Genomic DNA, 12786 nt, shown 5'->3' with positions numbered 1-12786 from the left:
GTGTCGGAAGTCGCGGTCAGGACCTGACCTACTCACCTCCTAGTTTCGTCGACGTGCTGACGAGGAACGGCGACGAGGAGTGTGTGGTGGGCAAGGTTTCGGATCCGGTGGCGGACGGGGCGCCCGGGGCGGTGGCCGCCGGGGCGGTGTCGGACCGGCGGAGGTGGATCGCGCTGGCGATCGTGATGACGGCCTCCTTCATGGACCTGGTGGACGTCACGATCGTGAACATCGCGATCCCGAGCATCCAGGAGTCCACGGGGGCGTCGTTCTCCGCCGTGCAGTGGGTGACCGGCGGCTATGCGCTGGCCTTCGCGATCGGTCTGATCACCGGTGGCCGCTTGGGTGACATCCACGGCCGCAAGCGGCTGTTCCTGATCGGCATGGCGGGCTTCACGCTCGCGTCGGCGCTGTGCGGTTTCGCCGGCGGCTCCGAGATGCTGGTCGCGATGCGGATCCTCCAGGGCGGGACGGCCGCGCTGATGGTGCCGCAGGTGCTGTCGATCGTGCACGCGACCTTCCCGGCGGAGGAGCGCGGCAAGGTGTTCGGCCTGTTCGGCGCGGTGGTCGGGCTCGGCGCGGTCAGCGGCCCGCTGATCGGCGCACTGCTGACGGAGTGGGACGTGTTCGGCCTCGGCTGGCGCCCGATCTTCCTGATCAACCTGCCGGTCGGCATCGCCGGCCTGCTGCTCGGCCGGGTCTTCATCAACGAGTCGAAGGCCGAGCGCGCCCTCAAGCTCGACCTGCCCGGCGTGGTGCTGGCCAGTGCCGCGCTGCTGATGCTGATCTACCCGCTGACCCACGGCCGGGAGGCCGGCTGGCCGCTCTGGGGTCACCTGATGATGGTGGGCAGCCTGCCGGTGTTCGCGCTGTTCGTCGCGTACGAGCGGGTCAAGACGCGGCGGGACGGCTCGCCGCTGGTCGAGCTCTCGCTGTTCCGGGTGAAGTCCTTCGCGGCGGGCATCGGCGTCCAGCTGACCTTCGGCGTGGTCACCGGGATCTTCTTCCTGGTCTGGACCCTCTACATGCAGCTGGGCCTCGGCTGGAGTCCGCTGAAGGCCGGCACGACCGGCATCCCGTTCTCGCTCGCCTGCTCGACGGCGGCCGGCGTCTCCGTGCAGCAGCTCGTCCCCCGGTTCGGGCGCAAGGTGCTCCAGGCGGGCGCGCTGGTGATGGCGCTGGGCGTGCTCGTCTACATCGGCGAGGCGCACCGGTACGGCACCGGCATCGCGCCCTGGCAGATGGCGCTGCCCCTGGTGGTGATGGGCGCCGGGATGGGCCTGATCGTCGCGCCGATCACGGACGCGGTGCTGGCGGAGGTGCCGCGGGAGCACGCCGGTTCGGCGTCCGGGCTGATCAACACGGTGAACCAGGTGGGCCTGGCGCTCGGCCTGGGCCTGGTGTCGGTGGCCTTCTTCGGCGCGGTGCCGGACGGGGCGGTGGCCGGCGAGCCGTTCACCGGCGCGTTCCAGCACGCGATGTGGTGGGTGCTCGGGGTGCTGGTGGTGGTGTTCCTGCTGATGTTCGCGCTGCCCGGGCGGCGGAGGGCCGGCGGAGCCGCTCCCGCCGCCGCCGAGGACACCGAGCGGGAGCCGGTCCTGGTGTAGACGCGCCCCGGCACCCGGCGGCGTCGGGCCCCGGTCGCGCGGCATGCGCGGCCGGGGCCCTCGTGGCGCACACCGGGAGGGCCGTGAACCGCACGCCGGTGGACTCCTCGGCGCTGCGCTCGGTCGGGTACGACGCGGCGCGGCGCGTCCTTGAGCTGGAGCTCACGGCCGGGGGCCGGTACGCGTGCCTGGCCGTGCCGGGGCGGCGGGTGCACCGGGAACTGATGGCCGCCGAGAGCCGCGGGCGGTACTTCGTCCGGGAGATCCGCGACCGGTACGACTGGCGGCGGCTGCGGTGAGCCCGTCCGTCAGGCGGAGCGGCGCGTCGTCCGGCGGCGCAGTGCGACGGTGGTGGCGCCACCGGCGAGGACCAGCACCGCGGCCACGGCGGCGAGCGCCGCGGTGTCGTCGTTCGTACCGGTCCGGGCGAGGGCCCCGGTGTCGTTGGCCTTCATGGTGTCCTTGATCCAGTTCGCGTAGGCGGGGGCGCTGGTGTAGAGACCGGGCCCTTCCGAACAAGGCACGTTCAGGGCGCCGGGGCCCGATGTGACGCCGACCAGCTCCCACTGCTCGTCGCGGCCCTTCTGGAGCTGCGGGCCCCCGGAGTCCCCGGAGCAGGCCATCGCCTTCGGCTTGGTGGTGATCGTGCACAGCCGGCTCGGGCCCGCGAAACCGGGCGCGCACTCGGACTCCGCGCCGAGGCGGGTGTCCAGCTCCTTGAGCCGGTTCGGGAACGCGAACTCGCCGTCGACCTCGGTGCCGAAGCCCAGCAGGCGCGTGGCGGTGCCCGGCCGCCCCGCCTCCTGCGCGATCCTGACGGGCTGCTCGGTGACGGGCCGGTCGAGGCGGACCAGGGCGAGGTCGTCCTGGTTGGCGGCCGCGTTCTCGCCGTTCACGTAGCCGGGGTGGACGAAGGTCCGGTCGATCTTCCGGACGGTGCCCCCGGCCTTCCGCTGGTCGCTGCCGATCCGGACGGTGCCCTCCAGTTCGAGACCCTCCCCGGTGACGCAGTGCGCGGCCGTCAGGACCCACTGACGGTCGATCAGGGAGGCGCCGCAGTTGCCGTCCACCAGGCCGTAGGCGGGGGCCGACTCCGCGATCGTCGCCATGAACGGATAGCTCGCGGTGGCGTCCCCGCCGTTGACGATCGCCCCGGCGCTGCCGGCCATGAGCGTGGCGCCGGCGGCGGCGGTGAGGGCACCGAGGGCGACGGCGCGGGCGGTACGGCGACGGGAGGACTTCAGGCTGAACACGGGGAGAGTTCCTTTTTGCCGGGAAATTTCGGATGTGTTCAGCCTGGTCGTCGGAGTCCCCCCGGGCCACGGTGGTACCACGTGGAACCGGGGGCCCGGCAGCAGGTGCCCGGACGGTGGGGATATCCCCCCTGGTGGGGCGGGGTCTCAGACCCGGGCCTTGGCCTTCGCCTGCGCCTCCTTCGCCGCCTTCTCCTCCTTGGCGGCGCGCTTCACCTCCTGCTTGGTGGCGCGCACCTTCTCCAGCGACTCGGGCCCGGTGATGTCCGCGACCGAGCGGAACGCCCCCTCCTCGCCGTACACCCCCGCCGCCTCCCGCCAGCCCTCCGGCCGCACGCCGTACTGCTTGCCGAGCAGCGCGAGGAAGATCTGCGACTTCTGCTTCCCGAACCCCGGAAGCGCATTGAGCCGGCTGAGCAGCTCGCGCCCGGTCGCGACCTCCTTCCAGAGCGCGCCGGCGTCGCCGTCGTACTGCGCCACCAGGAACTGGCAGAGCTGCTGCACCCGCTTCGCCATCGCCGCCGGATACCGGTGCACGGCCGGTTTCTCGCACAACAGCGCGACGAACTCCTCGGGGTTGTACGTGGCGATCTCGTGCGCGTCGAGGTCCTCGTGCCCCAGCCGCTGGGCGATCGTGAGCGGCCCGGTGAACGCCCACTCCATCGGCACCTGCTGGTCCAGCAGCATCCCGACGAGCGCGGCGAGCGGGCTCCGCCCGAGCAGCTCGTCGGCCTCGGGCTGCTGCGCGAGCCGCACGGTGACGTTCATGGGACGACCTCCTCGGAGCGTGGACTCGGGTCGCGCCCAGTCTGCTGGACGGGCGAGGAGGGGGTCGCGTCAACACGCCATGACCTGGTGATTCCTTGAAACCAAGGGGTGGTTCGTCGTCGGAGGGTGCGAGCGCCCGGTGCCGCCTACTCCAGACCGAGCGTCATGTGCGGGTAGCCGAGGCGGATCCGCCCGCCGAGCTCGACGCCGAGCCCCGCGATGAACGCCTCCAGCCGGGCGGTGGCCTGCTCGACGCCGTCGGCGTCGCCCTTGAACTCGAACTCGACGAACTCGCCGAGGCCCGCCACGCTGTCGAAGGCGACGGCGATCCCGTCGACGTGCCACTCCTCGCGCGTCTTGTCGACGACGGTCAGCTCCGTGAAGTCGAGCGAAGCCAGCAGCCGCCGCACGGCCTCGGCGTCGCCGACGCTGCTCTCGTACTCGTCGCAGTGCGTCTTGACCGGCGACGCGACCGGATGGAACCGCTTGAAGTTGACCGACGCCACCCCGTCCTCCACCCGCACCCGCAGCCACTCGGAGACGACGTCGTTGTCGAGGAAGTCCCGGTGCGGCGCGTTGTAGTACGTGTCCACCTGCCGCACCGGACTCCCGGGCGCGGCACCGAGGTTGGTGAGGAGGTTCTTCAACTCCTGCACGGGGCTGAGGAGTCGGAACTTCTGCTCGACCTCGATGTACTTCACGGCGGCTGATCCCCTTGTCGGTCGTCGAAGGTGGGACGAGAGTCGGTGCCGTTCGCGGACCCTACCAACCCGTCGGCGGGGGCGGGCCGAGGATGGGTGGGGTGGGGCCGATCAGTCGCACGGGTGAGCTAATCGGGAGGGGGGAGTTGGGCAGGTGTTCGAGGGAACTGGGCGATCTCATATGACTGTTCCGGTTCTCCGGCTGAGATCGTTGAAGTCGGGTAAAGCTGATTCGGCCTCGTCGACGCGTCCAGAAAGGCCCGCCCGGTGTCCCAGCCGTTCGAACTGCCGTCCTTCTACGTGCCGCACCCGGCGCGGCTCAATCCGCATCTCGACGAGGCGCGGGAGCATTCCGCCGTGTGGGCCCGGGAGATGGGCATGCTGGAGGGGTCGGGGGTCTGGACCAGGGCGGACCTGGACGCCCACGACTACGGGCTGCTCTGCGCGTACACCCATCCGGACGCGTCCGCGGAGGCGTTGTCGCTGGTCACCGACTGGTACGTCTGGGTGTTCTTCTTCGACGACCACTTCCTGGAGGTCTTCAAGCGGAGCAACGACCGGGAGGGCGGGAAGGCGTACCTGGACCGGTTGCCGCTGTTCATGCCGGCCGACCCGGGGGCGGAGGTGCCCGAGCCGGTCAATCCGGTCGAGGCCGGGCTCGCCGATCTGTGGCGGCGCACCGTGCCGTCGATGGGGGAGGACTGGCGGGTCCGGTTCGCGGAGAGCACCCGGAACCTGCTCAACGAGTCGCTCTGGGAGCTGGCCAACATCAACGCGGGGCGGATCGCCAACCCCGTGGAGTACATCGAGATGCGCCGCAAGGTGGGCGGGGCGCCGTGGTCGGCCGGGCTGATCGAGTACGCGGCGGGGGCGGAGGTGCCGGCGGAGGTGTCGGGGGCGCGGCCGCTGCGGGTGCTGATGGACGCCTTCTCGGACGGCGTCCACCTGCGCAACGACCTGTTCTCGTACCAGCGCGAGGTCGAGGACGAGGGCGAACTCAGCAACGGTGTCCTGGTGCTGGAGACGTTCCTGGACTGCACGACCCAGGAGGCGGCGGAGGCCGTCAACGACCTGCTGACCTCCCGCCTCCAGCAGTTCGAGAACACCGTCCTCACCGAACTGCCGCAGCTGTTCGCGGACACCGGGCTGGATCCGGCGGGATGCGCCCGGGTGCTGGCCTACGTCAAGGGCCTGCAGGACTGGCAGGCCGGCGGGCACGAGTGGCACCTGCGCTCCAGCCGGTACATGAACGACGGCGGGGCGGCGGCCTCGGCGGGTCCGGCCGGTCCGGCGGGCGCGGCGGGGGCGGCAGGGGCCGCCACCTGGTGGGACCCGTTCGCGATCGGCGGGGTGGGGACCTCGGCGCTGGACGTGCTGAAGCCGGGCGGGGCGCTGGACGATCTGGCCGGTGAGCTGGGCTCGTTGAGCCGGTCGGGGCCGGTGACGAAGGGCTGGGCGCCGACGGTCGGGCAGTCGCCGCTGGCCGGGCTGCTGGGGGCGCTGAAGGCGGGCGCGGCGGGTACGGGCGCGTCGCTGGAGTCGCCGGGGACGGGCCCGGTCGGGGGTTCGCGCGGGGACGTCGACCCCGGGGTGCGGCGGGCGCGGTCGCACGCGCACGTGCCGTTCCAGGCCGTCGGCCCGTCGCGACTGCCGGAGTTCCGGCTGCCGTTCACCGTCGACCCGAGCCCCTACCTGGAGTCCTCGCGGCTGCACACGCTCGCCTGGGCGGACCGGATCGGCCTGCTGGAGATCCGGCCGGAGGACCCCACCGCGGGTCTGTGGACCGCCGGGAGCATGGCCGACTACGACCTCGCGCTCTGCGCGGCCGGCATCCACCCGGACGCCTCCGCCGACCAACTCGACCTCACCACGGACTGGTTGGCCTGGGGAACGTACGCGGACGACTACTTCCCGGTGGCGTTCGGCCGGACCGGCGACCTGGCCGGCGCCAAGGCGGCACACGCCCGGTTCCTCCTGCTCATGCCGGTCGACGGCGAGCCGGCCGCGGAGCCGTTCACCGCGCTGGAGCGCGGGCTGGCGGACCTCTGGGAGCGGACCGCCGGGCCGATGACCGCCGAAGCGCGCGGGAAGCTCCGCGAGGCCGTCGGGACGATGACGCTGAGCTGGATCTGGGAGCTCAACAACCAGGCCCAGAACAGGATCCCGGACCCGGTCGACTACCTGGAGATGCGCCGCTCCACCTTCGGTTCCGACCTCACCATGAGCCTGTCCCGGCTGGCGCACGGGAACGTGGTGCCGCCGGAGGTCTACGCCAGCGGGCCGATGCGCTCGCTGGAGAACGCGGTCGCCGACTACGCCTGCCTGATGAACGACCTGTTCTCGTACCAGAAGGAGATCGAGTTCGAGGGCGAGGTGCACAACGCCGCCCTGGTGGTGCAGAACTTCTTCAGCTGCGACTACCCGGCGGCGGTGCGGATCGTCGACGACCTCATGCACGCGCGGCTCGACCAGTTCCGGCACGTGGTGGCCGAGGAGCTCCCGGCGCTGTTCGCGGACTTCGCGCTGGACGGACCGGCCCGGGCGGTGCTCGCCGGGTACGTCAGGGAGCTGGAGAACTGGCTCGCCGGGATACTGGCCTGGCACCGCGGCTGCCGGCGGTACCGGGAGGAGGACCTGCTGCGGCACTTCGGGCGGGAGGCGGCCGAGGCACCGGGGACCCTCGCACAGGAGGCGGTCGAACCGGGCGGCGGGGTGGCCGCTGCCCTGCTGGTGCGGCCGACCGGGCTGGGGACCTCGGCGGCCACGGTGGCGGGCGCCCTCGGCCGGGCGGCGGTCGGGTAGCGGCGGGCCGACGGGTGTGCGGCGGTCCGCCGGGGGTTCCGGCCCCGACGGGCCGCCGCCTTTGCGCGCGCGGACGGGTGGAGGACTGGCTAGGGTGACGAATCGGGACAAACGTCACACGAGAGGGCTTCGTCATGGCTGCGCTACCCGAGGGAACGCCCTGCTGGGCCGACGCGATGTTCGCCGACCTGGAGGGCGCCAAGGCCTTCTACGGCGATGTGCTCGGCTGGACCTTCGGTGAGTCCTCCACCGAGTACGGCAACTACACGCAGGCCTACTCCGACGGCAAGGCGGTCGCCGCGATCGTCCCGCCGATGCCGAACCAGGACGGCGAGGTGACCTCCGCCTGGTGCCTCTACCTCGCCTCGCCCGACGCCGCCACCACCGCCGAGAGGATCCGCGGCAACGGCGGCGAGGTGCTGATGGGCCCGATGACGGTCGGCGAGTTCGGCTCGATGGTGATCGCCAAGGACCCGGCGGGCGTCGTCTTCGGCGTCTGGCAGGCCGGCACCCACGAGGGCTTCGAGAAGCAGGGCGCACCCGGCGCGTACACCTGGGCCGAGGTGATCACCCGCGACGGGGCCGCCGCGGACGGCTTCTTCCCCGCCGTGTTCCCGTACACGGTGAAGCGGATGGATTCCGAGCAGGTCGACTACAAGATCTACGACGTCCGGGAGCAGCCGGTGCTGGGCCGGATGCAGGCCGGCCCCGACGACCTGCCGCCCGAGGCGCCGAACTACCTCAGCGTGTACTTCGCGGTGGACGACTGCGACGCGACCGTCGCCAGGATCACCGAGCGTGGCGGCAAGCTGTACGCCGGTCCGATGGACAGCCCGTTCGGCCGGTTCGCGGCCGTCGGCGACCCGCAGGGGGCCGCGTTCGGCGTGATCGACCTCGGGAGGACGGCGGGGGACCTGCCGGTGACGGTGGCGGAGTGACCTCCGCCGGCACCGCCCTCCACGGGGAGCGGGCGGACCTGCTGCGGACGTTGGACAGGCACCGGGGCTTCCTGCGGTACACCGTCCGCGACCTCACCGACGAGCAGGCCGCCCGGCGCACCACGGTCAGCGAGCTGTGCCTCGGCGGGCTGATCAAGCACGTCAGCGGGACGGAGGCGCGCTGGATGCGGTTCGCCGTCGACGGCGCGGCGGCGATGGAGGCCGAGCCGGTGGACTGGGAAGGGCAGTTCCGGATGACCGGGGACGAGACCCTGGCCGGGCTGCTCGCCGGCTACGAGCGGGTGGCCGCCGAGACGGACGCGTTGGTGGCGGGCCTGCCGGACCTCGACCTGGTGCACGCGCTGCCGGTGGCGCCGTGGTTCGAGCCGGGGGCCGCCTGGTCGGTGCGGCGGGTGCTGCTGCACGTCATCGCGGAGACGGCGCAGCACGCGGGCCACGCCGACATCATCCGGGAGGCGCTGGACGGGGCGAAGACGATGGGCTGAGCGGGCGGGGGCGCGCGGTGGGGGCTCGACGGCGCAGCGGCGCAGCGGCTCAAGGGCTCAAGGGCTCAGAGCGCGACGCCGAGCAGGTCCTGCAGCGCGCTCGCGCCGTCCGGGGTCACCCGCAGGGCGCGGCCGGAGCCGATCCGTTCGACCCAGGCGCGGTCCAGCGCCGTCCGGCAGAGCGCCGCCCCGAACGCGCCGCCCAGGTGGCTGCGCCGCTCGGTCCAGTCCAGGCAGGTGCGGACCACCGGGCGGCCGCCGGAGCGTCCGGCCCGGGGAGGCAGCTCCACGCCCAGTTCGGCCAGCCAGGACCGGCCGCGCCCGGTGAGCGCCGGGCCGTCCTCGTCCGCCACCAGGCCGCGGGCGATCACGGCGTCGCGCACGGCCACGCCGAGGCGCCCGGCCAGGTGGTCGTAGCAGGTGCGGGCGCGGGCCTCGGCGCTGGTGCGGGTGGCCTCGCGCAGCGAACCGGGGGCGGTGGGGGACGGCGGCCGGTCGGCCGGTCCGGCCGGGACCGGGAAGGACGCCAGGTCCTCGATCAGGGTGGCGACCTCGGGGCCGGCCAGCCGGACGTACCGGTGACGGCCCTGGCGCTCCTCGGCCAGCAGGCCGCCGGCGATCAGCCGGGACAGGTGCTCGCTCGCCGTGGACGGCGCCACGCGGGCGTGCCGGGCCAGCTCGCCGGCGGTCCAGGCGCGGCCGTCGAGCAGGGCCATGCAGAACGCGGCGCGGGTCGGGTCGGCGAGCAGACCGGCGAGGTGGGCGAGGGTCATGCGTCCATGGTGCCGCGGAAACGGTTCGGCGGGGGCCGAAACGTTCCGGTCCTAGCGTGGGGCGCATGGCCGATCCCACCGCTTCCACCGCCCCGCACGCGCCCCGCCCGCACGCGCACTCCCCGCACGCGCCCCGCCCGCACGAGCACCCCCCGCTCGGCCCCTTGCTCGACACCCCGTTCGCCGCCCTGCACCGCCGTCCCGGCGAGCCGCTGCTGCTGCCCAACGCCTGGGACCACGCCTCCGCCGCCGTCCTCGCCGAGCAGGGCTTCGCCGCCATCGGCACCACCAGCCTCGGGGTCGCGGCGGCGGCCGGACTGCCCGACGGCGCGGCGGCGACCCGCGACGAGACGCTGCGGCTGGCCGACCGCCTCGGCCGCTCCGGGCGGTATCTGCTCTCCGTCGACGTGGAGCACGGCTTCAGCGACGACCCGGACGAAGTCGCCGCTTTCGCCGTCGAGTTGGCGGAGGCCGGAGTCGCCGGCATCAACCTGGAGGACGGCCGCCCGGACGGCACGCTCAGCCCGGCCGCCGTGCATGCCGACAAGATCGCCGCGATCAAGGCCGCCGCTCCGGCCCTGTTCGTCAACGCCCGCACCGACACCCACTGGCTGGCCCTGCCCGACCCCGCCGAGGAGACCGACCGCCGCCTCGCGGCCTACCGACGGGCGGGCGCCGACGGCCTGTTCGTCCCCGGCCTCACCGACCGGGCCGCGATCGAGCGGCTCTGCGGCTCCCTCGCCCTCCCGCTGAACATCCTCTACACCCCGGCCGGCCCCACCCTCCCCGAGCTCGCGGCCCTGGGGGTCGCCCGGGTCAGCCTCGGCTCCTACCTCTACCGCACCGCCCTCGCCGCGGCCGTCTCCACCGCGCTCGCCGTCCGCGCCGGCGCTCCCGGCCCCGCCGCACCGGTCGACGCCCCCGGCTACGCCACCGTCCAGGCCCTGTACGCCGACGGGCGCTAGGCGGGCGGATCCCGGGAAAGCGGATCCCGGGAAAGCGGATCCCGGGCCGCCGTCACCCGGTCAGATAACGGCGGCCCGGGATCTGCTCGAAGATCAGGTTGGTGCGGGTCTGCGCCACCGCGGGATGGGTGGTGAGGTGGTCCACGACGAAGTCGCGCAGCTCCTCCGGGCCGGCCACGCCGACGTGCAGCAGGTAGTCGTCGGACCCGGCCATGTGGAACACCGCCAGGACGCCCGGCAGATCGGGGGCGGTGCTCCGGAAGCTCTCGATCCGCTCACGGGTGTGCGCCCGGAGCCGGACCGAGATCATCGCCTGCAGGGGCAGCCCGATCGCGGCGGGGTCTATCTCCGTCCGGAAGGCGCGGACGATGCCGCGCTCGCGCAGCGTGCGCACCCGCGCCAGACAGGTCGAGGGGGCGATGCCCACGGCCTCGGCGAGCGCGTTGTTGGGCGTGCGGGCGTTCTCGGCGAGCACGCGCAGGATCGCGCGGTCGGTGTCGTCGATGGGCGCCCGGTGGGCCTGCGGAAAATTCGGCACGCCGCTCAGCGTCCCCGACCGCGCCGCAGATCCGCAAGACAGGCGCGGCCGATTCCGAATCTTCTGCGGAAGGCTTTCGCCCGGGCAGTGAAAAGTTCCATCCTGACGGGCGAGCGGCCACGGCCGCCCCGCCGCCGTCCAGCCCCCGCCCGCCCTCAGCGAACCCGGAGCGCCGCACCCATGAGCCCCACCACCGCCCCCGCCGGCGCCCCGGTCCACATCGACGCGGCGCCGGAGAGCGGGGACTTCGCGATACCCGCCGAGGGGCTCACCGACGGCGAGCGGCTGCGCGCCCTCGACCGGATCGACGGGTACCTGACGCGCAAGCGCCGGCACCTGGTCGGCTACCAGGCCACCCAGGAGCTCGCGGGCAGCGCCCTCGACCTCGCCCGCTTCATGCTCAGCAACATCAACAACCTCGGCGACCCGTTCCAGAGCGGCGGCTACAAGCCGAACACCAAGGTCGTCGAGCGCGCCGTGCTCGACTACTACGCGCGCCTCTGGCACGCCGGGCGCCCGTACGACCCGGCCGATCCCGGGTCGTACTGGGGCTACATGCTGTCCATGGGCTCGACCGAGGGCAACATGTACGCCCTCTGGAACGCCCGCGACTACCTGACCCGCCCCGGCGCCCCCCGCCCGGTGGCGTTCTACTCGGAGGACACCCACTACTCCTTCGCCAAGGCCGTCCGGGTGCTGGGCGTCGACACCTTCCACGCGGTCGGCACGGCGGACTACCCGGGCGAGTGCCCGCTCGGCGGCGACTGGCCCGCCGAGGTGCCCTCGCTGCCCGGTCCGTCCGGCACCTCCTGGGACGGGCCCGGCGCCGTCGACGTGGACGCGCTGGCGGTGCTGGTGGAGTTCTTCGCGGCGAAGGGCCACCCGGTCTTCGTCAACTTCAACCTCGGGAGCACGTTCAAGGGCGCCCACGACGACGTCCGCGGCGCGTGCGAGCGGCTGCTGCCGGTCTTCGAGCGGCACGGCCTGCTGCCGGGCGCGGGCGCGCGCGACGGCGGGCGCCGGGGCTTCTGGATCCACGTCGACGGTGCGCTCGGCGCCGGGTACGCGCCGTTCCTGCGGATGGCCGCCGAGGACCCGTCGGCGTACGGCTGGGCGCCGGAACCCGGCGCCGGCGCACCGGAGTTCGACTTCGGCCTCACCCTGCCGAGCCGGACCGCCGGCGAGGTCGACATGGTCGCGTCGATCGCGATGAGCGGCCACAAGTGGGCCGGTGTGCCGTGGCCCTGCGGCGTCTTCATGACGAAGACCAAGTACCAGCTCGAACCGCCGACCCGGCCCGAGTACATCGGCGCCCCCGACAGCACCTTCGCCGGCTCCCGCAACGGCTTCTCGCCGCTGGTGCTCTGGGACCACCTCTCCCGGCACTCCTACCGCGACCAGGTCGACCGGATCCGCCGTTCCCAGGAGCTGGCCGCCCACCTGGAGCGCCGGCTCCACGAGCTGGAGGCGGAGACCGGCGCCGAGCTCTGGCCGGCCCGCACCCCCGGCGCGATCACCGTGCGGTTCCGCAAGCCCAGCGCCGGCCTGGTCGCCAAATGGTCGCTGTCCTGCGAGAACGTCCTGACCATCCCCGGAGACCCGACGAGCCTGCGCGGCTACGTGCACGTCTTCCTGATGCCCTCGGTGGACCGCGCGAAGCTGGACGCCCTGCTCGCCGACCTCGCCCGGGACCCGGTCATCCTCTCCGCCCCCGGCACCGCCGCCGCCCCCGCCGCCGTCTGACCCGCGGCACCCCGCCGCGCCGGTGCGCCGGCGCACCGGCGCGGCGGCGCACCGGGGGTCGGCCGGGGATTATTCGGTGGCACCGGCGCCGGCGGCGTTGTTACGCTCGCCGCTCCGTCTGTCCGTCACTGCTACGGCCCCGTGCCTCCGAGAGGGTGTCTTGATGTCCTGGACCGCGCCGAGTGCGCCTCG

The 12786-nt window shown here is 73.3% G+C and carries 12 protein-coding genes; 7 read left to right on the top strand and 5 right to left on the bottom strand.

The annotated features are described in order from the left end of the window. Positions 1-185 precede the first annotated feature (185 nt). Both ACF1AK_RS06615 and ACF1AK_RS06610 read left to right on the top strand, forming a co-directional pair. Entirely contained in the window at positions 186-1607 is a 1422-nt protein-coding gene (locus ACF1AK_RS06615) for an MFS transporter (protein ID WP_391498034.1), read from the top strand. A gap of 83 nt (positions 1608-1690) precedes the next feature. Next, positions 1691-1906, top strand: a complete 216-nt coding sequence (locus ACF1AK_RS06610; protein WP_391497651.1) for a KTSC domain-containing protein — start codon at positions 1691-1693, stop codon at positions 1904-1906. Positions 1907-1915: 9 nt separating this feature from the next. On the opposite strand, the gene ACF1AK_RS06605 is transcribed toward ACF1AK_RS06610, so the two are convergent. The 3 genes from ACF1AK_RS06605 to cyaB all read right to left on the bottom strand — a co-directional run bounded on the left by ACF1AK_RS06605 (position 1916) and on the right by cyaB (position 4329). Next, positions 1916-2860 carry a S1 family peptidase gene (locus ACF1AK_RS06605; RefSeq protein ID WP_391497650.1) on the bottom strand — a complete coding sequence of 315 codons (945 nt, stop codon included), beginning with the start codon at positions 2858-2860 and terminating at the stop codon, positions 1916-1918. Between the two features lie 147 nt (positions 2861-3007). Continuing rightward, complete coding sequence (locus tag ACF1AK_RS06600; protein WP_391497649.1) at positions 3008-3628, bottom strand: HhH-GPD-type base excision DNA repair protein; 621 nt, start codon at positions 3626-3628, stop codon at positions 3008-3010. 146 nt (positions 3629-3774) lie between these two features. Next, entirely contained in the window at positions 3775-4329 is a 555-nt protein-coding gene (gene cyaB, locus ACF1AK_RS06595; protein ID WP_391497648.1) for a class IV adenylate cyclase, read from the bottom strand. Between the two features lie 267 nt (positions 4330-4596). Between cyaB and ACF1AK_RS06590 the strand changes: the two genes are divergently transcribed. From ACF1AK_RS06590 to ACF1AK_RS06580, 3 genes are all read left to right on the top strand, one after another. Further along, the gene (locus ACF1AK_RS06590; protein ID WP_391497647.1) at positions 4597-7131 is read left to right on the top strand and encodes a germacradienol/geosmin synthase; all 2535 of its coding nucleotides are present in this window, start codon (positions 4597-4599) and stop codon (positions 7129-7131) included. Positions 7132-7265: 134 nt separating this feature from the next. After that, positions 7266-8069, top strand: coding sequence for a VOC family protein (locus tag ACF1AK_RS06585; protein WP_391497646.1), 804 nt, complete (start codon positions 7266-7268; stop codon positions 8067-8069). Beyond that, positions 8066-8575 carry a DinB family protein gene (locus ACF1AK_RS06580; protein WP_391497645.1) on the top strand — a complete coding sequence of 170 codons (510 nt, stop codon included), beginning with the start codon at positions 8066-8068 and terminating at the stop codon, positions 8573-8575. The genes ACF1AK_RS06585 and ACF1AK_RS06580 overlap by 4 nt, the downstream gene beginning before the upstream one ends. A 65-nt stretch (positions 8576-8640) precedes the next feature. Here ACF1AK_RS06580 and ACF1AK_RS06575 read toward each other — a convergent pair whose 3' ends face one another. Further along, entirely contained in the window at positions 8641-9348 is a 708-nt protein-coding gene (locus ACF1AK_RS06575; protein WP_391497644.1) for an ArsR/SmtB family transcription factor, read from the bottom strand. 65 nt (positions 9349-9413) lie between these two features. On the opposite strand from ACF1AK_RS06575, the gene ACF1AK_RS06570 reads away from it, so the two are divergent. Next, positions 9414-10313: an isocitrate lyase/phosphoenolpyruvate mutase family protein gene (locus tag ACF1AK_RS06570; RefSeq protein WP_391497643.1), complete on the top strand. Its 900-nt coding sequence runs from the start codon at positions 9414-9416 to the stop codon at positions 10311-10313. Positions 10314-10365: 52 nt separating this feature from the next. Here ACF1AK_RS06570 and ACF1AK_RS06565 read toward each other — a convergent pair whose 3' ends face one another. Further along, complete coding sequence (locus ACF1AK_RS06565) at positions 10366-10851, bottom strand: Lrp/AsnC family transcriptional regulator (protein ID WP_391497642.1); 486 nt, start codon at positions 10849-10851, stop codon at positions 10366-10368. Positions 10852-11031: 180 nt separating this feature from the next. Here ACF1AK_RS06565 and ACF1AK_RS06560 point away from each other — a divergent pair, with 180 nt between their 5' ends. Beyond that, positions 11032-12594 (top strand): histidine decarboxylase, encoded by a 1563-nt coding sequence (locus ACF1AK_RS06560; protein ID WP_391497641.1) that lies wholly within the window; start codon positions 11032-11034, stop codon positions 12592-12594. The last annotated feature ends 192 nt before the right edge of the window (positions 12595-12786 follow it).

It is taken from the genome of Kitasatospora sp. NPDC015120 (assembly GCF_043080305.1).
Classification (GTDB): domain Bacteria; phylum Actinomycetota; class Actinomycetes; order Streptomycetales; family Streptomycetaceae; genus Kitasatospora.
The sequence above is the reverse complement of the archived record's forward strand: the minus strand, read 5'-3'. Positions and strand labels throughout refer to the sequence as shown.